This window comes from Alkalibacterium pelagium (assembly GCF_900109325.1).
In the GTDB taxonomy this organism is placed as follows: Bacteria; Bacillota; Bacilli; order Lactobacillales; family Carnobacteriaceae_A; genus Alkalibacterium; species Alkalibacterium pelagium.
In genome coordinates this window covers 279,091-303,597 of record NZ_FNZU01000001.1, presented here as the reverse complement: position 1 = coordinate 303,597, position 24,507 = coordinate 279,091, and the positions used below count along the sequence as shown (strand labels likewise).

Annotated in this window: 26 protein-coding genes; 2 read left to right on the top strand and 24 right to left on the bottom strand. The window is 42.7% G+C overall.

The genetic code is table 11. The annotated features are described in order from the left end of the window. Window positions 1–39: 39 nt before the first annotated feature. From BMX79_RS01430 to BMX79_RS01370, 14 genes are all read right to left on the bottom strand, one after another. Window positions 40–1,395: a YjiH family protein gene (locus BMX79_RS01430; RefSeq protein ID WP_091478496.1), complete on the bottom strand. Its 1,356-nt coding sequence runs from the start codon at window positions 1,393–1,395 to the stop codon at window positions 40–42. 254 nt (window positions 1,396–1,649) lie between these two features. Next, complete coding sequence (locus tag BMX79_RS01425) at window positions 1,650–2,033, bottom strand: iron chaperone (protein ID WP_091478494.1); 384 nt, start codon at window positions 2,031–2,033, stop codon at window positions 1,650–1,652. Between the two features lie 87 nt (window positions 2,034–2,120). After that, on the bottom strand, window positions 2,121–3,008 hold the full coding sequence (locus BMX79_RS01420; RefSeq protein ID WP_091478493.1) for a VOC family protein: 888 nt from the start codon (window positions 3,006–3,008) through the stop codon (window positions 2,121–2,123). A 248-nt stretch (window positions 3,009–3,256) separates the two neighbouring features. Then, on the bottom strand, window positions 3,257–3,457 hold the full coding sequence (locus tag BMX79_RS01415; protein ID WP_091266550.1) for a cold-shock protein: 201 nt from the start codon (window positions 3,455–3,457) through the stop codon (window positions 3,257–3,259). Window positions 3,458–3,658: 201 nt separating this feature from the next. Further along, window positions 3,659–4,510 carry an aldo/keto reductase gene (locus BMX79_RS01410; RefSeq protein WP_091478491.1) on the bottom strand — a complete coding sequence of 284 codons (852 nt, stop codon included), beginning with the start codon at window positions 4,508–4,510 and terminating at the stop codon, window positions 3,659–3,661. Between the two features lie 122 nt (window positions 4,511–4,632). Further along, window positions 4,633–4,803, bottom strand: coding sequence for a hypothetical protein (locus BMX79_RS12485; protein WP_170230925.1), 171 nt, complete (start codon window positions 4,801–4,803; stop codon window positions 4,633–4,635). Window positions 4,804–5,002: 199 nt separating this feature from the next. Further along, window positions 5,003–5,449 (bottom strand): SRPBCC domain-containing protein, encoded by a 447-nt coding sequence (locus BMX79_RS01405; protein WP_091478490.1) that lies wholly within the window; start codon window positions 5,447–5,449, stop codon window positions 5,003–5,005. 442 nt (window positions 5,450–5,891) lie between these two features. Beyond that, window positions 5,892–6,902 carry a tRNA dihydrouridine synthase gene (locus tag BMX79_RS01400; RefSeq protein ID WP_091478488.1) on the bottom strand — a complete coding sequence of 337 codons (1,011 nt, stop codon included), beginning with the start codon at window positions 6,900–6,902 and terminating at the stop codon, window positions 5,892–5,894. A 336-nt stretch (window positions 6,903–7,238) separates the two neighbouring features. Next, window positions 7,239–7,448, bottom strand: a complete 210-nt coding sequence (locus BMX79_RS01395) for a hypothetical protein (RefSeq protein WP_091478591.1) — start codon at window positions 7,446–7,448, stop codon at window positions 7,239–7,241. Between the two features lie 161 nt (window positions 7,449–7,609). Then, a complete protein-coding gene (locus BMX79_RS01390; RefSeq protein WP_091478487.1) occupies window positions 7,610–8,920 on the bottom strand; it encodes an SH3 domain-containing protein in 1,311 nt (436 codons plus the stop codon). A 33-nt stretch (window positions 8,921–8,953) separates the two neighbouring features. After that, complete coding sequence (locus BMX79_RS01385; RefSeq protein WP_091478485.1) at window positions 8,954–9,925, bottom strand: Gfo/Idh/MocA family protein; 972 nt, start codon at window positions 9,923–9,925, stop codon at window positions 8,954–8,956. A 126-nt stretch (window positions 9,926–10,051) separates the two neighbouring features. Then, on the bottom strand, window positions 10,052–10,927 hold the full coding sequence (locus BMX79_RS01380) for a DUF6671 family protein (RefSeq protein WP_218025326.1): 876 nt from the start codon (window positions 10,925–10,927) through the stop codon (window positions 10,052–10,054). A gap of 255 nt (window positions 10,928–11,182) precedes the next feature. Next, window positions 11,183–11,941: a ThiF family adenylyltransferase gene (locus BMX79_RS01375; RefSeq protein WP_091478483.1), complete on the bottom strand. Its 759-nt coding sequence runs from the start codon at window positions 11,939–11,941 to the stop codon at window positions 11,183–11,185. Next, on the bottom strand, window positions 11,938–12,549 hold the full coding sequence (locus BMX79_RS01370) for an N-acyl amino acid synthase FeeM domain-containing protein (protein ID WP_091478481.1): 612 nt from the start codon (window positions 12,547–12,549) through the stop codon (window positions 11,938–11,940). The genes BMX79_RS01375 and BMX79_RS01370 overlap by 4 nt, the downstream gene beginning before the upstream one ends. A 173-nt stretch (window positions 12,550–12,722) precedes the next feature. Between BMX79_RS01370 and BMX79_RS01365 the strand changes: the two genes are divergently transcribed. Further along, window positions 12,723–13,937, top strand: a complete 1,215-nt coding sequence (locus tag BMX79_RS01365) for an HD-GYP domain-containing protein (RefSeq protein ID WP_091478479.1) — start codon at window positions 12,723–12,725, stop codon at window positions 13,935–13,937. Between the two features lie 76 nt (window positions 13,938–14,013). On the opposite strand, the gene BMX79_RS01360 is transcribed toward BMX79_RS01365, so the two are convergent. Then, window positions 14,014–14,553 carry a flavodoxin family protein gene (locus BMX79_RS01360; protein ID WP_091478478.1) on the bottom strand — a complete coding sequence of 180 codons (540 nt, stop codon included), beginning with the start codon at window positions 14,551–14,553 and terminating at the stop codon, window positions 14,014–14,016. Between the two features lie 171 nt (window positions 14,554–14,724). Here BMX79_RS01360 and BMX79_RS01355 point away from each other — a divergent pair, with 171 nt between their 5' ends. Further along, window positions 14,725–15,357, top strand: a complete 633-nt coding sequence (locus BMX79_RS01355) for a DUF998 domain-containing protein (RefSeq protein ID WP_174760373.1) — start codon at window positions 14,725–14,727, stop codon at window positions 15,355–15,357. Between the two features lie 30 nt (window positions 15,358–15,387). On the opposite strand, the gene BMX79_RS01350 is transcribed toward BMX79_RS01355, so the two are convergent. The 9 genes from BMX79_RS01350 to BMX79_RS01310 form a co-directional block, all read right to left on the bottom strand. After that, the gene (locus BMX79_RS01350; protein ID WP_091478476.1) at window positions 15,388–16,062 is read right to left on the bottom strand and encodes a TIGR00266 family protein; all 675 of its coding nucleotides are present in this window, start codon (window positions 16,060–16,062) and stop codon (window positions 15,388–15,390) included. A gap of 485 nt (window positions 16,063–16,547) precedes the next feature. Continuing rightward, complete coding sequence (locus BMX79_RS01345) at window positions 16,548–17,381, bottom strand: exodeoxyribonuclease III (protein ID WP_091478475.1); 834 nt, start codon at window positions 17,379–17,381, stop codon at window positions 16,548–16,550. Window positions 17,382–17,495: 114 nt separating this feature from the next. Continuing rightward, a complete protein-coding gene (locus BMX79_RS01340) occupies window positions 17,496–18,620 on the bottom strand; it encodes an MFS transporter (RefSeq protein ID WP_091478473.1) in 1,125 nt (374 codons plus the stop codon). Window positions 18,621–18,701: 81 nt separating this feature from the next. After that, complete coding sequence (locus tag BMX79_RS01335; RefSeq protein ID WP_170230926.1) at window positions 18,702–19,235, bottom strand: TetR/AcrR family transcriptional regulator; 534 nt, start codon at window positions 19,233–19,235, stop codon at window positions 18,702–18,704. Window positions 19,236–19,394: 159 nt separating this feature from the next. Next, window positions 19,395–21,641: an ABC transporter permease gene (locus BMX79_RS01330; RefSeq protein WP_091478470.1), complete on the bottom strand. Its 2,247-nt coding sequence runs from the start codon at window positions 21,639–21,641 to the stop codon at window positions 19,395–19,397. A gap of 51 nt (window positions 21,642–21,692) precedes the next feature. Then, window positions 21,693–22,001, bottom strand: a complete 309-nt coding sequence (locus tag BMX79_RS01325) for an ABC transporter permease (RefSeq protein WP_091478468.1) — start codon at window positions 21,999–22,001, stop codon at window positions 21,693–21,695. Beyond that, the gene (locus tag BMX79_RS01320; RefSeq protein ID WP_091478467.1) at window positions 21,998–22,681 is read right to left on the bottom strand and encodes an ABC transporter ATP-binding protein; all 684 of its coding nucleotides are present in this window, start codon (window positions 22,679–22,681) and stop codon (window positions 21,998–22,000) included. Before BMX79_RS01320 ends, BMX79_RS01325 begins: the two co-directional genes overlap by 4 nt. Window positions 22,682–22,756: 75 nt before the next feature. Beyond that, a complete protein-coding gene (locus tag BMX79_RS01315; RefSeq protein WP_091478465.1) occupies window positions 22,757–23,761 on the bottom strand; it encodes a sensor histidine kinase in 1,005 nt (334 codons plus the stop codon). A gap of 2 nt (window positions 23,762–23,763) precedes the next feature. Next, window positions 23,764–24,441 carry a response regulator transcription factor gene (locus BMX79_RS01310; RefSeq protein ID WP_091478464.1) on the bottom strand — a complete coding sequence of 226 codons (678 nt, stop codon included), beginning with the start codon at window positions 24,439–24,441 and terminating at the stop codon, window positions 23,764–23,766. Window positions 24,442–24,507 lie beyond the last annotated feature (66 nt).

Below are 24,507 nucleotides of genomic sequence, written 5' to 3'. Positions count from 1 at the left end.
ACTTCACCGAGAAGTGTCCCTTTTTCATCTGATAAGTTTTTAAAATGAGATGACTCCCATCCAGCCAAGAATATTTGTAAGAATAAGCAGGACTGGTATGGACAGAACTGTTCTAAATAAGAAGACTTTGACTACATCCCAGAAGTTCAAGCCAATTTTAGTTTTAACTAGAATCATGCCCGTTTCTGACATGAACACGAGCTGTGTAAAGGCAAGCACTCCGATGAAAAAGCGGGCGGCTTCAGATTCTGCTCCACTGATGAACAATGCTGGAAGATACATATCTGCAAAACCTGCCAGTGAAGCGGGTGCCATTTGAGCAGCTACTTCTCTGCTGTACCCAAGGAGATCATAAACAGGGACAAGTGGTGCGCTGATGAAATCGAAGAAGGGTGTATATTCTGCAATGACAAGCGAAATTGTTCCTACTGCCATGATGATTGGGAGGAAGCCCACATAGATATCCACAATATTTTTAAGAGCCTCTAAAAATGCTCCTTTAATGGATGTCTGTTCAGCCTGTTCGATTGCTGCCTCATATGAATGCTCCATGATTGTCTTGTCTTCAGGAACTTCAACCGATTTAGGTTCTTTTCCTTTGTAGTACTCTGGTTCAAATTTCTTAAGCGGCAGTCGGGCAGTAATAAAAGCTAGTATTAGAGTAACAACAACAATTGATCCATAAAAAATTGGGAAAATCGCACTAAAACCAAGAAGATCAGCAACAGCTGCGGCAAAAGCAATCCCAACTATGGAAAAGCTTGTCGCAATGATATACGCCTCTCTTTTGTTGTAATATCCTCTCTGGTACTGTTTATCTGTTACAACAATTCCTATCGTTCCATCACCCACAAATGAAGCAATTGCATCGATCAGTGAATATCCAGGCACTCTGAACAGTTTTTCAACGACAGGGCCTAACAGTATGCCGACAAACTCAACGATTCCGAAATGAGTGAGCAGCGGCAGGGCAAGGATACCAACAAAAAATGTAATATATAAAGTCGTCAGGAGTCCATCTCCTCCTGCCATCAGTCCTCCAGTATCTGGGTCCAGTATCATATCTGCAAGTGCATTTCCTTCAAACCAGTTATAGACAACCATTAAGTATAAAAATGATCCGATCAGTCTTAATGCCACGTTAATAGGTGTAGTTTTAAAAATGTCATTCAGGAAGCGGCTCCCCGATGTATAGAATATGAAGACCACTGTAGCGATCAGAACGATCCATGCCGATAGTGCTGTGAACGTTATGAATAAATCCAGTATATTGTCGGTCACTAGGTAAATAATATGAGAAATCATTATTCGGCTTTCTCCACCGATAGTAAATGGGACCAGGAAAAAGACAAACCCCAATAAAGATAAAAATATAAACTTAAATTTATTAATCATGTATAAACCCTCCATTATTGTCGCTTATCAGAATAGCATGTTTAAGCCAGTAAAACAATTAAATTTTTATAATCACACTAATCATTACGAAACCTCATTATGCATAAAAATACTTTTATGTTTCATTTATATGCTGCTGGTAAGCATATGCAGTCCCCGTTAAAAAACTCCTCTCATGTCTGACGAGGAGTTTTTTAGATTAAGTTCTCAGGTATCTGTATAAATTTTATGAATAAATAGTTGCTGAACTGACCTTATTTATCTAATTGATCATCAATTAAATTTTTCCTGTAAGTAATCATGTCCAGAATGAGTTGTTCAGGTAAAGGCTTATCCAATGGAAATTGTACAGAGCCTTTACCTGTTTTCATGTCTTTCAGTTCAGCTTTAAACTGGCTGATCACTGAAGGATGAGGATAGAAGCCGATGTGGGATCTGTAGCCTGCCATCATTATCTGTTTGTCTCTTTTTCCTCCTTCAACCAGGGAGTATGAAGGAAGGTTGTAGTTCCACATTTCAACAGCTTCTGGAACAGCTTTGTACACCAAGTCCCGTATTCTAAGCAGTCTTTTCCTGACTTCTTCCGGCTGACTATCTAAATATTCTCTCACATTTGAATCCATATCCTGATCAGGCATGCTATCCCTCCTGCAACTCAACTATCAGTATCCTAGATATAGCTCACAAGTAGTAAAATAGTGCTTCTGCTAACTCTACATATTCTCTTAGCTGTTCTCTTCATGCCAGACTTTTTCCAATATAGAACAGTCGATTTTTTTCATCTTTAAAAAGGCTTCAGTCACACGCTGGATCTGCTCTTTTGTCCCAGTCGATAAAAGATCATCCATATTGTCGGGGAGGACTTGCCAGGAGACACCGAACCGGTCCTTAAGCCAGCCACATTCCTCCGCCTGAGGATCAGCCGATAAGTTATTCCAGTAGTAATCAATCTCCTTCTGATCTTTACATAAAATCATAAACGACAAGGCTTCATTGAAAGTGAATTCTTCTTCCATTGGATCATCCATCGCATTGAAGCTCTGGTTGTTCAGGCGAAATCCAGAAAACATCAGCTTCGCTTTCTTATTGTCAGCTTCTCCTTCTTTATAGTAGAGCATATTTTCTATTTCAGAATCCGGAAAGATTGACGTATAATACATCACTGCCTCTTCACCTTTTCCGGACTGGCGATGAGCAAAGAGAAGGTGAGGAACGATTTTCTCCTTAAACGGTTCTTCTGCAAATGCAATCTGCCACGTCAGACCAAAACGATCCTTAAGCCACCCATAATATTTATTGAATGGATACGTATCAAGAGGCATCAATACCTCCCCTTCAGATATCAGTGCGTTCCAGAGAAAATTAACTTCTTCCTCATCCCGGCAAAGAATCATAAGGGACACTGCAGGAGTAAAGGTGAATAACGGTCCACCACTAATCGCTGCAAAAGTCTGCCCGGCAAGATCAAAAGTAAATGACTCTACGCTTCCAGAGGGAGTTCCTTCCAGTACATACCTGTTGACTACTTTCGAGTTACTGATCAGACTTGTATAGAAATCGACAGCTTCTCCGGCATTGTCATCAAACCAGAGATGTGGAACAATCGTTACCACTCGAACCACTCCTTTTCCTTAAAGAAATCAGCCATTTAACACCATGAAATATCTATTTTTCGTATACCAGTATACCATATACAGTCTTAATCCTTGCTCTGAACGCTCTCTGACCATTGATAGACCTGGCTTGAGTTGAGAAGTATATCCCCTGCCATTCAATTTCATATATGGTTTTAAAAAAAAGCAAAAAAAGACAAGGTCAGGACTCATCGTCCTGCCTTGCCTTCATCTATTGGTTTAGGTTATTAAGCCTTAGTAACGTTTGCTGCTTGAAGTCCGCGGTTGCCTTCTTCAATGTCAAAGTTTACTGCTTGGCCTTCATCTAAAGATTTGAATCCTTCTTCTTGGATAGCTGAGAAGTGTACGAATACATCGTCTGCTCCGTCACGTTCGATAAATCCAAAACCTTTTTCTGCGTTAAACCATTTTACTGTACCTGTTTCCATAATAAAATTCCTCCTCGTGCCTTTAGCACTTTATATTTACATGATTGCTTAAGGACCAATTCGGAATGCATTACACAGTTCGTAAAATGTCTCTTACAATATGTTATACATAGTATAGCACATGAATGAAATAAAACCAAATCTTTTTTATAAAGACTTATTTTAGACTTAATTAAAAAATATTACGCAAAATAAAAACTATTATCTTTCCTGAAAATCTTCTGGTGTGCTTAATTCATCGAAAGTCAATCCATCAAAATAAGTCATTTCTTCGTCAGTCAGTTCAAAATCAAAGATATCAGCATTAGATTTAATCCGTTCTGCATGTACAGATTTAGTCAAGGTAACAAAGCCATGCTGGACACTCCATCTCAATAAAAGCTGAGCAATGGATTTGCCGTACTTGTCAGCCATTTCTTGAACAGTAGTATCTTCGCCTAAATATTTCATAGGAGAAAGAGGTGACCATCCTTCGATGACAATGTCGTTTTCACGGTTCAACTCAACGGTTTCTTTCTGAAGAACGCCTGGGTGCAGACGAATCTGATTGACCATCGGCTTGATTCGGGAATTTTCCAGAATATTGTTTAAATGAGGGACAGCAAAATTACTGACACCGATCGCTTTAAGTTTCCCTTCATCATACAAGTCTTCCAGCGCACGCCATGTGTCAATATTATCCTGTTTCCAGTCTCCACCGTTATTTTTTACAACCGGCCAGTGAATAAGAAAGAGGTCCAGGTAGTCCAGATCAAGTTTTTCAAGTGATTCTTCTATTGTCTTACGGGCACTGTCGTAGCCGTGATTCATATTGTTGAGTTTGCTGGTAACAAACAGCTCCTCACGCGGAATACCACATTCCTTGATTCCTTTGCCGACAAATTCCTCATTCTGGTACATCTGAGCTGTATCGATATGACGATAGCCTACTTTAACTGCGTTCTTTACTCCATCAACAGCCTCCTGAGGATCAGTCACTTGCCATGTCCCGTATCCTAGAATGGGGATCTTCACACCATTTGATAAGGTGTATGTATCGCTTAAACTTGTCATACTATTTCCTCCTGATAAGTAATTTGACAGGGGCGATTAAACCCTGTTTCTTCTTTGAGCTGACTAAAAACGAAGCACTTCCTGTTGTCAATTTAAGATTGTATTTGCATTAGATAATGGACTTATCCAAATATAAAGAGCCCGACCAGACCGACAAGAGCTGTGATCATCACTGCCATGATGATTCCATTAACTACTCGTTCCTGACTGGTAGCTTCCTCTGTGGCTGTCATCCTGCGGTAAACAGTAATGACCACAGCTATGATAAACGCCAGACTCAGGAAAAATCCCATAACATCGTCTCCTTTTCAAGTCAGTTACCTGTTTAGTATACGCCTACTATGCTTTTGATGCCAGTCTAGTGCTTACATTTTGTAAGACCCTTATCTGCAGTATTCATAACCTACTGTCCTGTTTTCTTCATAAAAAGGACACCCGTTGATAGACGGGTGTCCTCTGTTTCTCTATTTTAATAAAGTAAAATTGTCCTGTTTAATGTCTCCTGAATTCAAAAGTCGTTTCAGTATATTTTTTGAAGCTTTCAAGGATAGCCTGCCATCCTTTTTTCTGCTCTTCTATTGAATACTGATCGTCCACATCAAAATTCTCAATGATTTCCGTCCCATCCTCCAGTTCATTAAACTGGACCTCAACTTTTCTTCCATCATCCAAGGTAAACGTCAGTAACTGATGTGGGCGAATAAGCGTATAGGTACCGGCAAAGTCAAATCCGAAGCTACCATCTTTTGATTCCATACGAGAGAGGAATCGCTCCCCTTCCGCCAGATCATTTAAAGAATACAGTGTATGCCAGTCATCCGATGCCTGATTCCATCTTTCGATATGTTCAGGTTTTGTCCAGGATTCCCAGACATCTTCTACACTCACGTCCACCTTTATTTTGTTTGTAATTCTAGTGTGTTTCTCCGTTTGTCCCATCAGTCTATTTCCCCCTTATATTTATCCGTCAGTTCATCACTGAACGGACCAGACTGTCTAGAGAACTGTCTTTCATAATCAAATAGTATCAGAATATTTGAAAAGTTCAATGCATAGGTCGTTTATTCATACAAATAACTTAATTATGGTATGCCAGTCATTAGAATGGCATAAATTTACAGTAGTGCTGCTCGACTATGTGACTCTTACGACCGTTTTTTGCTTCTTATGTGTCATATCCTGTTTTGTGGTATATTCGGCAATTTATATGGGGGTCGAATGTACCATATAAAATTATTTGACACATTCGGCCAGACTTATTTCCATCGAATAGACAATAACTTGCTTTATGGTCCATTAACCTTCACCCACACTGACTGTCGTTTGATACATACGCTCCTGCTTATAAAAAAGACTTTGCCGTTTCAGCAAAGTCTCTCTGTTATGCATGGTTTTCTACGGGCCGGTCACTTTCTTCAGCTTCAAAGCTCTTGAGTTTGTCTTCAAAATCATCTAGCAGCACTCTTACTTCATCTGTCGTGACTGTTTCCATCAGCTGCTGTCTCAGTTCACTTGCTCCTCGCATCCCTCGGACATAAATCTTGAAGAATCGACGGAGCGGTTTAAATGCACGGCCGGCATCTACGCCATGGCTGTCAAACAAGTCCAGGTGCAGTCTCAGCAGATCAAGCATTTCCTCACTGCTGTGCTCTCTGGCTTCTTTTTCAAAAGCGAACGGATTCTTAAAGACTCCGCGTCCGATCATAACTCCATCGACACCTGTTTCCTCTACCAGTTTGAGTCCCATCTCGCGATCCATGATATCTCCATTAATCGTCAGCAGAGTGTCCGGTGCGATTTCGTCCCGCATTTTTTTGATTTCAGGAATCAGTTCCCAATGCGCATCATACTTGCTCATCTCTTTTTTTGTACGAAGGTGGATCGACAGATTGACAATATCCTGTCTCAGGAGATGAGCGATCCATTCGCGCCATTCATCGAGTCTGCTGTAGCCTAAACGTGTTTTCACACTGACCGGCAGCCCCCCTGCTTTTGCCGCTTCAATCAGTTCTGCAGCCACTTCGGGACGCTGAATCAGTCCGCTGCCTTTGCCTTTTCCAGCTACGTTTGGAACAGGACAGCCCATATTGATATCGATCCCGGCAAATCCTGCTTCAGCCATGCCGATACTCATTTCACGAAAATACTTGGGTTCGTCTCCCCAAATATGAGCGACCAGAGGCTGTTCATCCTCAGTGAATGTCAGTCTTCCTCTTACACTGTCACGGCCATCCGGATGACAGTAGCTCACAGAGTTCGTGAACTCTGTAAAGAAGACATCCGGTCGTCCGGCTTCAGCGATGACATGCCTGAATACGACATCTGTGACGTCTTCCATTGGCGCCAGAATAAAAAAGGGTTTAGGTAAGTTTTTCCAGAAATTCTCTTTCATATTAAATCCTCTCACTTTAAACATAGATTATCGATCATTCTTTTTGTATACAGTATGTTTAATACTATCTGTTTTATCTAACCTTATCTATTTTAACGATTACAGCTCATTTGTCAAATTCCACTTACGTTTTGATAGTTCTCCAGTTTAAAGTGTGAAGAAAACGTGTCTGTTTTCGGGTGTGATCACATGCGTGAGAGGAGTACAAACTAATGCGCTCATTCATTCATCTATAAATGTCCGGTCTTGAAGCAGTAAAGAAAGAAGTCTTTCCTTTTGAACGAAAAAAACACTGACTCCATTATAAATGAAATCAGTGCTTATAAAATGATCGATTTAGCGGGAGGCTTTGGGTGGCTGGCAGACCTCACATTTGCGCTGCCCGTTATTCTTAAACTTTGTAAACGTCTTTTCAAATGTATTGCCACAAGCACACCTGAATGACAGTTTCTGAGAAAACCCGCGGTATTCCGTGGTCAGCAGTGTGCTTTCAGAATTGTTGTTTACGTACTTTCTTATCTCTTCAATAGTCCATCGTTTATTCATTACTTTACACCTCCATAGAGTAACGACCAGCTGAGACATCTTAAAACATCCTTTGATCAAGTTCCGGTCGTCAGATTCCTGATGCATTATACCATGGAGAATGGATGATTGATAGATGCTATCCACGTTCAGGTGTGAATCCTTTTATACATCTCCTAATTCTACTGATAAATGATCAGACCTGGCTGTGGATCAAGATCCAGAACCTCTTCAGGTGTCATTAGCGGATTGTCATAGTGGACGCCTGGCTGATCAGAGAAATGATACCAGAGTTTAAACCCTTTGTATGGAACCTCGCTGGCTTCGGTAACTTTTTCGTGTGTCGCTCGTTTGCCTTCAGGTGCCCCCCATCCGGAAGTATTGTGGACCAGAAGGACCGGATCATAATCCGCTGATATATCTTCGACATCGACAATCATTTTTTCAACAAACTGATGGAAGACAAACTGTCTCGTTCCCTGAATCTCATGCGTTTCAATGTATTCCTGCATTCTTTCCTGCACGTCATTCAGTTCAGAGCCAGTGATATGTCCGACTTCCTGCATCGGTCGTTCCGTACGCCATTCCGGATCGAGAGCCAGATGGACATTAGGATACCTCAGGAATGACAGGATTTCATTAATTGAATAAGTCGGGTGATTACGTCCCATCTGGTGATCGATATAAACCAGGACACCACGCTGATAAGCTGCTTCGATATAGGACATGACCAGATCGTAGTTCATCTTATGAACGACGCCCCCAGGCTGCACCGTCCCGTAGACAAGATAGATGGCCGGTACCGCTCCTTTATCTTCATCAGCATCATCATAGGTCTGAGTCGTCTCTTCAAGCAGATCGATCAGATCTTCAACAGAATGACGGCCGACGATGCCCATAATTTCTGAATTAGGATGGCCATAATAAGCAACCACTCGATTGTCTTCGAACAAGGTCGGCGAGGTGAAGAATTCATTCATCTTTTCATCATCAAAATCGGTCGACTCATGCAGCTCATTCAGATCACTGACCGTAAACTCCGCAGAGACCCACCCCTCATTCACGTCAGGGTTATGATGAGCAATCTGGTACCAGGTCACATCGCCGTTTTCCACTTCCTCCAGCACACGCACTTCATTTCCTTTGGACAGGCTTCCACGTGATTCGCTGTCCTCACTGCTGTCTGCTCTGACACTCAGACGGTCAGCACTGATGTATACCAAATCTTCCTGGAGACCAAAAATAGATGCCATCTCCTCCTCTGAATCTTCTGGCTCGTCTTCTTCTGTATCTGCAGACTCTTCTGATTCCGCATCTTCCAGCTCATCGTCAGATTCTATACCATTCTGTTCGTCGGTTTCCGTTGGTTCGTTCTCCTCGATTTCATTCGTATCGTCCTGGTTTACATCCTCCTGGTCCTGCTCACATCCCGATAAAGCGATCGTTGATGCCAGTAACAGTGATAATGCTGCTAAGTACGGCTTTTTTGACATGGTCCCACCCTTTCCAACTATTTATTCTCCTGATTATTTCCCCGTTTTTTCCTGCGGATACACGAGCCCCATCTGTCTGCGGCATTCGTCCAGCAGACTCATGACTTCGACTGTACTGTGCGCCGGTATCTTTTCGCCTTCTTTTCTGCCTGAACGGATTTCTTCAGCAACGTTTGAAAATTGCTTTCCATAAAGCAGGTCGTCCGTTTCGAATCGCTCTTCTCCATCATCTGTCTTCAGGACAGCTTCTTTTGCCATATGGAATCTAGGAACAGTGATCGAGCCTTCAGTTCCGGTAACCTTAAAGTAGTGTCCGCCCTCTTCTGCCATCGAGACATGCATGGTGGCATTAAAACTAGGATAATGGAAGGTGATATCTTCCGAATGATCAACCTCGTGCATATCCGCTTCGCATTCGATTCGATCTGGTTTTCCGAACAGTTCGTAGGCATATCTGACATTGTAGACGCCCAGATCCATCAAGGCTCCACCCAGCATGGATGCAGTCGTCAGTCTGGGATTATCAGTTAGCTTCAGTAAAGGTACAGCGAACGCACTATCTGAGGATACGATATCTCCGATGGCACCAGTCTCCACCCATTCCTTGACTTTCAAAGCAATATCATTGTGCCAGGTCCACATGGCTTCTGAAACATATACTCCTTTTTCAGCTGCATAATAAAGCAGATCCTTTGTCTCTTTTTCGTTGAAGGTAAACGGCTTTTCACACAGTACCGGCTTCCCGAGGTCAATTGCCAGTTTAGTATAGTAGGCATGCTGATCTCCGTTGACATTCACATAGACGCCTTCGACGCCTTCAGCCCTTATGGCCTCTTCAGCTGTGTCATAAACCTTTCCTCCGAAGTCCTCTACAAATGACTCGGCTTTCTCCTTTGTTCTGTTCCATGCTGCTATGATCGTATTATCATCTGTCTGTACAAGTTCGCTGGCCGTAGTTCTGGCAATGCCTCCACAGCCGATGTAAGCCCATCCAAATTTACTCATGTCTGTCGCCTCCGATATATAGTCGCCACGTGCTCTTATCTGCTATATTTATTTTGAGGCACCTTCTTTTAACTCATCTGTTTCAAACTGGTAACAAGAAGATACCTCAACTATTTATCAAGCTATTTAAGGATTGCAGTAACTGCATTGACCTGGATCAGCTTGCTCTATTCCTTCTGGATAATATTGCTCTTCATTATATCCACACTTTGTACATTCATACTGCAGCGAGAGGGTAAGTTCTGTAGGCTGTCTGCACCATTCACAAGGGAGCCCTTTTTTACTGCTGACCGCTTTGTACCCTGGCCATTCACATGCGGGACAAGTGGAAAGAATATTTTTTACCAGGTCTCGTGTAGCTGCTTCGATGTTCTTCATACGCTTGGGGTTATGCATTGCTCTTACATCTGTTTCAATGAATATCGTCCCATCTGACGACTTAGTCAATGCCTTCTGCACAGCTTCCTTCAGCTGGTCTGTGGAGGTGATGCCTTTAGTCATCTCGTCCGGGTCTACGGACTGTTCCTTTACTTTAACTACGATTCCAGTATCTGGAAATTCAACTGATTCAGCAAATCTGTATGCTTCTTCAAAGCTTGAAATCACTTTATGTTTAAAATAGGTACGTGTCGTAATAGCTGTTCCAAAAACTTCCAAGTTTTGATCTTTATCCACCAGCATCACAACTTCACGGTTGCACGGAAGAAAAGGAATCATCGGGTGCGGCCCAAAAGATCCTTCACTCGACACAGCCAGAGGGCATCCAGTCAATTCCATTGCAGCTTCAGCTTTAAGCCTGGCCGCTTCCAGCTGGTTTCCCGTTCGCTCTACTTCTCCAGTAAAAGTCCCGTAACGATCAGAGTCAAAACCTTCCGGTACTTGGATATGAATCCCCAGCTCATTTTCCATAACTGGAGCGATGACCTGTTCTTTTTTATGCATCGTTGCGAGAACAGCTCTTCTGCCTTTAAAAAATGCAAACCCTTCTTCTTTCTTAACCACCGTTCATTCTCCTTAATTAACTAGTACACAAACATTTTAAACTACTCTATATGAGTTGTTATTTAATTTCTTATATCATACCAGTATGAAGCAGGTAATGCATCTGATTTCTCGACTATTTTATACTTATACTGTCACATCCGGTTTAACCTAAAAACCAATCAAGTCTCTCAGCACCGCACCTTAATGAGAAAACTACTCTCACATCAGAAACAAATGGATCTTCTGCCACGGTCTATTACGTGCTTCTAGAATTTATTCAAAGCTGATCTGAAAATAATCAGGAACAAACTCAGGTGTCTGCCTGTCGAGTAGATGTAGAACCAGTTTAGACACAAGAACACCTGGACCAAGCGCCTGTCCAACACTAATCGTCGGGATGGACCTGTTTTCCATCCATTGAGTTATCTTCTCCTCAGTAGCATATTCTGGTAAATTCTGGCTGTACTGGGAGGCCGGAAAAGTTTTCCCCTTCAGATCATCAATAGAGGTATGTTCAGGTATTCCTGTATACTCTTCAATCGTCATGCCATCTGGTGAAAAGGTCAGAACTGATGTACCAAAGCCTAACGCAACAGCTGTAGTGATGAACAGTTTATTTTTCCTTGCTGCACGATGAAGGGCGACCGCTTCCGGAAAGGCGAAATAATCGATCGCATCGATAACATAATCTGCTCCATCTATGAAGGTTGCTGCATTTTCCTCTGTCACTCCTTCGTAATAACACTCGATTTCAATATCAGGGTTGATAGTTAGAAGATGTGCTTTAAGCGCTTCGGCTTTTCTTTGACCGACTGTCAGATGGGTCGCTGCACATTGGCGATTTATATTTGATACATCAAACACATCGGGATCTGCCAATTTTAACTTACCCACCCCCATACGTGCCAGCAGCTCTGCAGAAAACCCACCTATACAGCCACATCCAGCAATAACAATCGTTGAGTTATGTAGTTTATTTATTTCATCTTCTGACATAATTCCCAAGTTTCTAGTAAATTGTTCTTTGATCATCTGTTTGACCCCTCCATTAAGTTATCTTCATTCTCCATAAAATAATCGTATAACTTACGTCTCTTTTCTTTAAGTGTATCCAGACATTGCTCCAGGTTCAAAACGCATGGGATAGTTTTTGATCCAAGGTAGACATTCGGATCACCGATGACTTCAAAAGGAAACTTGAAAATCCGATGCATGTACCTGTAAACTCGTTCATCAATACAGCACACCCAATGAGTAAGCCCGTTAGTCAATGAGTAGTTCAGAACAGTCCGGATCAGTCCAAGACCGACATCGTGTTTAGGCATTTTTGTAAATGCACTGATTTCTGCATATTTTGTTCTTTCAAGTCCAGCTATTTTCATTTTATCAATATCGAATATTGTAAAATGCTTCATCGTCGGCAGTTCATCTAATGGGTTAAAAATAAGCCTTGTCACACCAACGACTTCCTCCTTGTCAGGAGTCTGAACGATAAAATATGTTGACGCATCTATGTACGGGTCGTCCTCATCCTCTCTGAGAAAACCGACTTCCTGATAACGCTGATGATGAAGTTTAATTGCCTTGTTGCGCATGTGCCCCTCTGCCTTGCAGTAATGATACGTTTCATTTTGATCCATAGCTTCACTCTCCTTTTATATATAGATTACATTTATATTAAACGTCATTTTTATCATAAATGATAGTCTTTTATGTGAACAATTCACTGATTGTATAGTTATTCATTTGTAAAAATGATAAACTCTTACAGAAACATATTTACATTAAAATTTAGGATTTGGAATGATGAATTATGAATAAACTCTCATCTGAAAAAGAACAGCTGCTTCACGAACTAATCCTCGATTATGATCGGACACTTAACACGCAGATAATGAGAGTCTGTCTGATCTATATTCTGCTTAGTATCAGTTGGAATTTAATCTTTCGATGGCTGAATGTCCCCTTCTCACGAGCTGACATCACTGTCTTACTGATATGCTTTTCTGTGCTAACATTGGTTCAGGCTTTCTTTAAGTACTTTACTATTTTAGAGCGATTAAAGACTCATGCCGTACTCCTATTTGTCGTCTTTGTTGTTATTAGTCTGTATTACGGGTCAGGTTACAGTGAATCCTGGAGCTATTTTCTCCTGATACCTATCGTGACAAGTTTGTATGGTAACCGCCTGCTGTCTATTTTCTATTCGATCATGGGTTTCGTCAGTCTGACGATTATTATTACAACTTTTCCTATCACCACTTACTATATCTCTGATGGGATCGATATTTCCAATAGTCTGCTTCTCTATCTAATTGTTGCTACCTTCAGTTACCTGCTCATCAATAAATTGAACATGCTGTACAATAAGCAGGTCAATACCGTTGTGGACTCTCTCGAAACCACACTGGAACAGGTCGTAAACAGCTTTGTTGTCGCAATGGAAGCCAAAGATCACTACACCTTCGGCCACAGCGAACGCGTCAGTAAATATGCTGTAGCTTTGGCAGGACATCTCCCTGAATATCAGGATGAGCATCACCTGAAGACGATCCGGTTAATCGGTTTAGTGCATGATATTGGTAAAATCAGTATTCCGGAGGATATTCTGACCAAGTCCACTCCTCTAACTAAAACGGAATTTGACATCATCAAGACCCATTCTGCTTTAGGAGCACAAATGATTGAGAAAGTCGAAGGCCTGAAGAGTCTAAAAAATGGTGTTCTGTATCATCATGAAAGATGGGATGGGAAAGGTTACCCTACCGGCAAAAAGGGAGCTGACATTCCGATCGAAGCTCGTATTCTTGCAGTGGCAGATTCCTTTGATGCTATTACTTCTACACGTCCTTACCGCAGTGAACGGACCTTTGATGAAGCGATGACTGAAATAGAAGCTGGAATCGGTACCCACTATGATCCCGGATTAGCTGAAGCTATAAGAGCAGTTAAAGCTGAATTTAAAGAAATTTATTCAGATACACATGATCAGCTCGATGAATTTGAAAAGCTGACTGATTTTCTATAAAAAATATACTCATGAGCAGGAGTCATTAGACTGACCTTCTCATGAGTTTTTTTAGCTTCTTTTTGAGCCTGGAGAATCAGGTACTTGTCATTTTCTGAACTTCTTTTATCAGGGGGCGAATGTAATCCAGCCTGGAATGGTCATAGGATTTGCTCAAGGCTTGCCTTGTCCCAACTGCTGCTTCTGATTTCTCTTTTCTTACACTGATGATGAACTTGTACATTTTCATCATAGCTCTGGATCTGCCCTTCATTTTTTCAAAGTTCACTCCACTTTCGAAATAGAAAAAAGGTAACGAATATCCATCTGGCAGATGAAAACTGCTCGCAATGATATCACTGACAGTCTGTTCGTCATACGGTGCTCCTCCAGTTGCAAAGTATATGACCGGTCCAGACCACCCTGATTTTTTCACTTTGTAATGGAACGATCTGAGCTTACGCATACGCCCTCCCCGAATACCTGCTCCGAACACAATCAAATCAGCATGCAAAAAATCTTCAGCCCTCGCTTCTTCAAGAATCAGACAGTCACTGTCGAGTTCCTGACTGATCCATTTTGCATACTGTTTCGTCATACCTGTTTCAGATGTGTAGATTATGACGATTTCAGCCATTGGCTCCTCTTCCTCCTTTAATATCAGTTGAGCTTTAGACACTTCAGACAACTTTCTATTTTGTATCCTCCCCTCATTATTCTCTTCACTTTATTTTTGCTGTAGCATATAATCGCACTATAAACTAGATTGATCATCTGTCCATCAGATTCTTTCAGGGAGGTCATAAATATGAAGAAAACTATGATTAATTATTTGGGACTGCTAGGTCCTGTCAGTTTGTTGTCCTATGCAGCTGCAGTAATTTTCTCCCCGTTAGCTTATCCGGGGTATGACTGGATGTCTCAAGCTGTCAGCGACTTGAGTAGCACTCAGTCGCCTTCACTTGGTCTATGGAACCAGTTATCCAGCTTATATGGCATAGCAGGAGTAGTAAATGTGACCGTAGTAAGTCTGTATGTGCAGGATAAATTACATCGCTCTCAGCGAATCGGTATTTATATTTTTTCTGTCATGCTCTGGTTCTCCTATATTGGTTACAGCATGTTCCCATTAACAACTGAGACAAATGGACTGTCAATTCAAAATATGATACATGTCTTTGTAGTTACTGGAACAATTGTGGTGCTGTCACTAGTTTCATTGACGACGATATTGACTGCAGACTTGATGAATAAATGCCTCACAACTCTTTCAATGACAGCACTAATCTGCTTATTGTTCATGCTGACAGGAGCCGCAGGCACAGCGCTTGCTCCACTAGAGTGGTTCGGAGTATTTGAACGGTTCAGTGTATTTTCAGTAGTGGTGTTTAATGCCGTATTAGGTCTATTGCTATACAAAGGGACGCTACCTCACTGGTGAATCGATTTAACTGCATCAGCCTTGCGATGCTCAATTACTAGTTGGAACGAAAGGAATAATCTTCTCAGCCAAGTTACTGATTGGCATGGTCTGAAGCATAACTTTTCCTGGTCCGGAGAGTTTGACAAGAAAAGCCCCTTCTCCTCCGAACATCATATTTTTCAATCCCTTAACGGTTTCAATTGAATAGGTGACTGTTTCGTCAAACATAAAGACATGCCCCTGGTCTACGAGCATCGACTCTCCACTACGCAAGTCGTACTCGATCAGTGAACCGTCTGCCTCTAAAAACAAGTCGCCATACCCGCTAAATTTCTGTAGGATAAATCCTTCGCCTCCAATCAGACCAGCTGAAAACCGTTTAGTAAAAACCACTTCAAAATCTATCTGTTCATTTGACGCAATGAAGGCACTCTTCTGAGCAATGACCGACTGGTTTCTCATATTTATATGTACAATTTCTCCAGGCAGTGATGCTGCAAAAGCTATTTCCTGGCCGTCTTCATTCGCTCTATACCTGTTCTGAAACAGACCTTCTCCTGTCATTGCCCGGGTCAGTCCCTTGAATAGTCCCCCGCGACTGGATGTTTCAAGGGATAGACCATCAGTCATCCACGACATGTTTCCGGCACTGCATATAATGGATTCTCCTCTGTTTAATTTACATCTTAATACTGGATATTTCCCCTCAATTGTATGGTTCATATGGGCACACCTTCTCTTTTCTAAATTAATCAGCTTGTCGGCAAGCTTAGGCAGTCAATTTGCCTGAATCTGTTGACGCTATTATAATCCTAACTAACGGCAAAGACAATCACTTGCTCATTTTTTAACAGAATAATTCGGTAATGACTTTATTCTTATTTAAGTGATTTTATCGTCTCAAGTGCTTTTTAAGGCTGTGTATACTCGCTCATCAGCGAGTATGTTCAATATCTGGTTTTAGCTTGGTTCTGGATTGGGTCGAATGTACCATAAATAGTTTTATGACACATTTAGCACTTTCTATTAACGGCGAATGGTTTATAAATATACTTATGGTCTATTGAGATATATCTATTACATCTGAATGAACCATATATCAATTTATGGTTCATTCGCCACCAGTAAGATAAAGTAAAAGACCGATTATCCGGGGATAATCGGTCTTCCTCATTAACTATTAAGCTCAAATTGCAATAAACCAACGTTTACTTGTCTAAGTCGATTTCCAGTAATAATGGCGTGTGATCCTGGCGTGTACCTGAATCAATAATGTCTGATTTCAGGACTTTATCAGCCAGTCTGTCGCTGACAAGCCAGTAATCGATTCTCCACCCCGAGTTATTGACTTTACTTGTTTTCACACGCTGATTCCACCATGAATACTGACCTGTGACATCTCCGTGAATGTGACGGAATGTATCTGTGAAACCTTTGTCCAGCAATCTTGTAAAGCCTGCGCGCTCCTCGTCAGTAAAGCCTGCGGATCGACGGTTGTTGTTAGGGTGAGCCAGATCGATTTCTTTGTGAGCCACGTTAAAGTCGCCGGTTGCGATAACGGCTTTCTTCTCGTCCAGTCCAGCTAAGTAATCCGCATACTTTTTATCCCATTCCTGACGCTCTTCAAGTCGAACCAGGTTTGATCCAGCATTCGGTGTATACACTTGAGTCAGATAAAACGTGTCAAATTCAAGCGTGATCATGCGTCCTTCTACATCCATGGTATCTGGTGCACCGATTTCAGGATAGGTTACGACTGGGTTCAGATTATTCTTATATAAAAACATGGTTCCTGCGTAACTTTTGCGTGCGGGTTCTTGAGAGACACGCCAGACGTATGTGTAATCCGGGAACAAGTCTTTCAGCAGCTGATCATGTTTTTTAGAAGGTCCCGTTCTTGGAAGTTTGGTTTCCTGAATGGCCAGAACATCGGGGTCCAGATCTATGATGGTCTTCATGACCTCGCGGGATAATAACGCCCGTGCCGAATCACTCGTCAGCGTCGCATTTAAAGAATCGATATTCCATGTAATAAATTTCACTGTCATTCTCCTTTTGTACTGTCTATAGTCTTTCTACTTTAATACTAACATGTTATCGGAAAGAGAACGATTATTTTTTGTTCCTTATAGTACAGTACAAATTCCCCCAAGTCTTCAATTCGCGTTTTTATGGAAAGAGATGAACAGACCGGAAAAGCCAGCTAGTCCAAACAGAAGAAAGGACATTGGATACCCTGTCCATCCAATTACTAATCCGGCAACAGATGTTCCTATCGTCTGACCTATTCCGAGACTGAGGAAAGCAAGACTTACACCTGTTTGAGGGGCATGCGGAAACTGCCGCGTTCCAATGACAAGCAGACTCCCCGTCACCGCAATATAGGCGATCCCGTAAAGTACAGCAGACAGATAAGCGGTCCAGCCAATTGGCGCAGCAAGCATCATAATGGCCACATTGAGTATAGCTAGAAATAGACGGAAGGCGTATTGTATGCCTCTTGATTCAATAAGATTGCCTGCTCGTCCCCCTGCAATTCCGGCCACCCCCATCGTTACCCAGAACAGCGCACTTGTACTATCTGTAAAGCCATGATTCACTACGACCGCCTGTCTTGAAAATGTCCAGAAAATCGCACTGGCCAGACCGGTTACAAGTGAAGCAAGAATCAGCCGATTCCCTCTGCTGAAAAGGTGTGTGACTGTTAGTTTCGTCTTCTTGACTGTTTCCTTGCTTGACTTGAAGTCAGGTATAGCCCAGGCATTCCATAGAGATACGACCAGAGCAAGGAGAGCAAAAAATAGAAACGCTCTTCGCCAGTAAGCTGCAAATAAGAGTGCGACGGGTCCTGATATGATCATCCCGAAACTCGTCCCGCTGTTGATCCAGCTGTTTCCCCGGTCTTTCCATTCATCTGAGAAGGACTGATCAACAATCCTGCTGTATACAGGGGAGCTGAGGCCACTACCTAATCCTGCAGTAAAGACTCCAAGACCTAAAATATATACATTTGAAGCCAGCGCAATCCCAGCAAGTCCGGTCACTGCACTGAATCCCGCTATTTGAGTCACTTTAAAGGTCCCTATTGTCTTAATTAGACTGGAAGACACTAACAGGGCGAGCGTAAATGAGAGATACCCCATCGTTCCCACATACCCAGCCTCCTGTTCTGACAACGACAGAGAGGTGATGATATACGGTAGAAACAATCCAAAACTGAATCGGGCAAAGGCGTAATTGACCGCAATCATTGCTGTACTTGGAGCGATTATTTTAAGCATAAGACTCTCCTTTTAGATAGAACGTTCATTCTATTTTCATTTCATAATAAAAGCCGATTGTCTCATCGACTTTTTCTAATATTAGTCTATTAATCTTTTAATTGATCGGATGAGCTGGTCTTCGATTTTATCAAGGTCAAATGTCACGCTCAAAGATGTTGCCCCTTCCAGAAGCATGGTGACCTGTACCTGGGTTCCCTCAGTCAGACCTAACTCCTCAAGATAATTCAGCATATAAGACTTATGTGACTCAACTAAGGAACTGATTTCCTTGTTCTCAAGGCTGTATTCCTCTTTTGCTCTCAGAAAGAGACACCCATTCTTATTGGCTTTGAGCCATTTTATATGGGCCTCAGCAATAGCTAGTGCGAGGTGCTGTTTTGAATTGGACGATTCATTCTGCTCAATACGTTGCCTGATTGAAGACAGGTAACGGTCTTGTCTCTGATTGAGTACTTCGATGATCAGCTGTTCCTTGGATTCAAAATGATTATAGAGGGTCATGATCGATACATTCGCTTCATACACGATACGCTTGATTCCGACAGCATGGAACCCCTCATTATAGAACAAGTTTTCTGCCTGCTCGACTATGGCTTCTCTTTTCTTACTCACATCTCTCACCTCTAAAATAGAATGATCATTCTATCTACAGTATACATCATTTCCTATCTAAAGCCAGTCAGGTGCAGTCAGAAAGCTCCCCTGACCTTCTTTCTTAGTCAGAAGAGCTACTGCTTCCGGTCATCTAAACTCTGTTAGTATTAAATGATGCTAAATATTTTCCTGTTTGAGTGAATCAATGATTGAAGACTGATGCAGTTTCCTGCTTGCATAGATCATTGATAAACCTGTTAGGAGGAATACACCTATGATTGCTGCAGCTATTGCCGCCCAGGGCAGCTCGAAGGCATAGATGAATTTGACTGCCCACTGCCGATAAATAGCATACATAATGAGAACACTGATAGGCAGACCAAGCAGAATTGACTTCATTCCATAGAACAGACTTTCCAGCCTGATCATTTTGCTGAAACTTTTTTCTGTCATTCCCATAGACTTAAGCATAGCAAATTCTCTTTTTCTCAAGATGATGCTCGTCGATACCGTATTAAACAAGGTTGCCGCACTGATGATGGTGATAAGCAGGACAAATGCGCTTGTAAACACTGTGACCAAAGTCATCATCCGCTCTTCTCGCTGACGCTGAGCATATACATTGTAAAATGAGAGCTGGATCCCTTGTCCATATGTGCGACTGACTTCTTCAATGCTGCGCTGCAGCTGAATCGGATCGTCACTTGCCAGATAAACGGTCGCTGATGCGATCTGCTCATTTTCGACTGAGTCCATCAGCTGATCAAAGACCACATTCGATACAATCAGATGGAAAGATCCCGGAAAAATGTTCAGACTGACTCCTAGAGGCACACGTTCAGATGTGTCAGCTACTTCAATATTCGAAAGCTGCTGATAGTCCTCCGTTTCCATAACATACTCTTCCAATTCCAGATCCGTTCCAGAAGCTGTATTAACGGCTGTACGCTCGACAATATTACTCGTCCCGCTTTCTTCGTACCGGATCAGATCGATCAGCACAGCTGACGGATCAGTGCTGTCAGTCAGTCTGCTCATATCAAGATCGTTCTCTTCTGCATACACCTGTAAGGTATGATCATCAAGTCCATTGACCATCACATAATAAGGATACCGCCCATCAACACTATCCTCCGTCATCTGGTCGAGATAGTAGGAAGGCACGTCCTCTTCGTCGATCCATGTCCTGGCATCGAGTACAGAAACGGTACTGAATGCCTCGACACCTTCAAGGGTTCTGAGCAGATTACTCACTTCTCTAACTCCTGAACGATCTTCAGCCTGCACAGTGACGCTTATGTCATAAGCGATCCCTTCCTGACTCATCTCCATGGATTTTGAAAAACTCGTGGTGAAATACGTTACGCTTAAAAACAGAAGAAGGCTCGTTGCCAGAGACAGCACAATGGCACGGTAACTTGTTTTGTTCCGTTTCAGATTCTTAAGTGCCAGCTCCCCTTCTATCCCGAACAGTCGGTTAACAAGATATGGGGTTTTGACATCTTTGACTGTCATTTTTATATCTTCTGACTGACGGATTGCTTCAATTGCCGTCATGCTCGATGCTCTTTTTGCCGGCAGATACGTGGACCCCATCAACGTCAATGATGAGACAGCTACTGCCGCTGCTATCCCCCAGAATGATATGACGACATTCAAATCCTGAGAAACCGACAGCACTTCCTGAAGAGAAGTATTAATCACCCAAAATGTCACTTGCATCCCTGCGAGACCTGCCGCAAGCCCTAAAGGAATACTGACTGCGCCAATCACTGCCCCTTCAAATAATACTGTATTGCGTTTCTGCTTCTTGGTAGCGCCTATACTTGACAGCATACCCAGCTGCCTTGAGCGTTCCGAAACAGATATGGCAAACGTATTGTAAATGAGTGAAATGGACCCCAGCACAATAATGGTGAGAATGATGACCGACAGAACACTGATCATTCGTCTGATTCTATCACTCGCAACTACACCCGCATACCTCAGTAGCGTATCGTTGAATTCAACCTCGTCGATGCCTTCTCTTAAAGCTAGAGCTTTGGCATGGTCAAAGAGCCCTCTGTCCAGTCTACCCAGCTGCACAAATGCATTCGCCTGCAGACCCGATGCAAGCTGCCCATCTGTGTAAGATAAAGCCGAATACGCTGGAGATGTTGTAGTCTGCCAACCCGTCCATCGGTACACACCGACGACGGTGTACTCTCGCGTCTGTTCGACTAGAAGCGATTCCGTTTCACCTCCATAATTCAGTGGTCTGTTCTGACCCAGCTCAAGATCTTCTCCCGAAGCAGAAGCGGCTGTCCGTTGACCGATGTCCAGTGTCAGTTGATCAGAAATACTGATAGGGTCATTCTCTTCAAGCCAGAATGCCTCATGCATGATCAGTTCCGTTTCATTTTCCGGCAGACGGCCTTTGACCATCTCTACCGGGAAACGGCTGAACGATTCCTGATTAAAACGGCTGATATAAATTTACGGTCTGGCGGGGTTCTGACTTTGTTCAAGCAGCGCATAGCCTTCAACCTGTTCTATCAGTACCTCATCAGTATTACTATCTTCTACAATACTTTCGAGCTGGGACTGGTCGACCGACTCATATTTGACATGCCATTCTCCGGTGTCGGCAATGGCTTGTCTCTGCATCATGTCGAGAAAGGACTGGCTTAAAGTGATGACGGAAGTGATCATTGCTACCGATACAATAACCCCGAAGATCGTTATAGCTGTTCTTTTCTTATTGAGCCACAGCTGCTTCATGGCGACTTTCTGCATAATGGTCATGGTCTGATCACCTCGTCCCTGCTGATCTGACCGTCCTCGATTGTTATGATTCGGTCAGCCTGGAGAGCAATCGATTCATCGTGGGTAATCACGACTAGTGTCTGCTTGAAGGTCCGATTAAACAGTTTGAGTAGAGAAACAATTTCCTGACTGTTTTTACTGTCCAAGTTTCCGGTCGGTTCATCAGCCAGAACGATTGACGGATTGCTTACCAACGCTCTTCCAATAGATACCCGCTGCTGCTGCCCGCCCGAAAGCTGATTTGGCAAGTGGTTCAGACGATTCTCAAGATTCAGTAGTGACACAATGCGCTGAAACTTGTCTTCATCCAAGTCATGACCATCCAGCCTCAAAGGGAGGGCAATGTTTTCCTTGACTGTCAGCACTGGTATCAGATTATAAAACTGATAGATCAGTCCAATCTGTCTGCGTCTGAAGATGGACAGCTGTGTTTCGTTTAAATCATAGATGTCTGTCTGATCGATATAGACTTTACCACTACTCGGTTCATCAACCCCTCCCAGCATATGCAGAAGTGTAGACTTGCCTGAACCGGACGGGCCGACAATAGCCACAAACTCTCCTTTATTGATTGAAAATGAGACGTTATTCAATGCACTGACGGTTGTTTCCCCACTCTGATAATGTTTGGACAGATTCTCAACTTTTACGATTTCCATAATTTCTCCTCCTATCTTTCTATATTTTGAGTATATCTGTCCATAATGACACTCAAGTGACTCTTAAGTGACTAATCAGTCACCTTTCGTTTTATATAATTTAATGACGAACCGGGCGCCTGTAAGGGATCTGTTTTCTGCAGTTATCGTTCCATTCTGACTTTCTATAATGCTTCTGGACATGGCCAGGCCGATGCCTATGCTGTCGTTGCCCGCATGTTTTCCTTTGTAAAAACGATTGAATATATATGGCAGATCCTCTTTATCAATGCCAGGACCCGAATCGCTGATTATAATTTCAGTATAGATAGGGTTCTCTTCCGCATGAATACTTAAACGCCCAGATACAGGGGTGTGCTCAATACAATTTTTCAGGATATTCACCAGTGCTTCTCTCAGCCAGTTAAAGTCTCCCGTCAGTTCAACCGATTCATTTATAACCCGGTCAAGAGACTGGTCCTTGATATCAATCATGATCATTAGGGGCTTAAGTGCTTCATCAATCAGTTTCGACACATTGACAGGATTCCTCTTGAATTCCAGTGTCCCCGCATCGATTTTTGACAGGGTCAGAAGCGCACTCAAGAGCCAGTCCATGCGTTCCAGCTGCCTGACGATATTCTTGGTGAACTCTGTCCTCTTTTCTTCCGTCAGAGTACTCTGACTCAGCAGGTCGGTCATGACCGTCATCGACGTCAGTGGCGTCTTCAGCTGATGAGAAATATCCGACAGTGCGTCCGCCAGCCGTTTCTTATCCTTTTTCAAGTAGTCCCCTTGCCTTGAAAGCATCATTGTCACTTTATATATTTCGCTTTTAAGTATGCTGAGTTCTCCTTCGCTGTTGTCCCGGATATCCATCTGATCATTGCCGTTGCTGATTTTTCTCAGATACCCTGCCAGATGCTCAAGGTCCTTGTAGCGCCTGTGGGAATAAAGCATCGTATAGACAATCATACCGGCTGAAAAAATTGCTGTGATGAGTCCCGAAAGTGGATGGATCCATGCCGTGATGAGTGTAGCTGTGGCCGCCAGACCAGCCATGCCGATAAGATGCAGTCTGATTTCTCTGTTTCTTATCATAGTCAGTCTCCTAATTTATAGCCCAGTCCTCTGATTGTTTTAATAAGCTGAGGGTCCTGCGGGTTATCTTCCAGTTTATCCCGTATACGTTTGATGTACACAGTCAGTGTGTTGTCGTTAACAAAATCGCCAGCCACATCCCAGATATTATCCAGCAGCTGATCTCTTGAAAGCACATGCCCCTGATGATTGATGAACACCAGAAGGAGTCTGTACTCAAGAGCGGTCAGCAGGATTTCTGACTCTCCTTTATACACTTTTGCATCCTTCGTATTGACACGTAAATCTTTATAGGTAAAAAGAGAGGCTGACTTGTGATCTTTATTGTAACGTCTAAGTACGGACTGGATTCTTGATAACAGCTCTCTTAAACGGAACGGTTTGGCAATATAGTCATCCGCCCCCATATCCAGGCCCATGACGACGTTTGCTTCATCAGCATGCGCTGTCAGAAAAATAACGGGAGTATCGCTCCCTTGCCGAATTTTTCTGCACAACTCATAACCTGTGCCGTCTGGAAGAGAGACATCCAGAAGGCACAGGTCAAACGACTCTTTGCTGATAGCCTGGGTGGCTTGTCTGACATTTTCACAGTAGGTCACATCGAAGCCTTCGTTTTCCAGTGAATAAGTCAGACCTGATGCAATAATTGTGTCGTCTTCTACTACTAATAATTTCACTATGGCACCTCGCTCGTTTTCTTGGTTCTGCTATTATATCATTAAACATGGCTTATTGACCGGGCT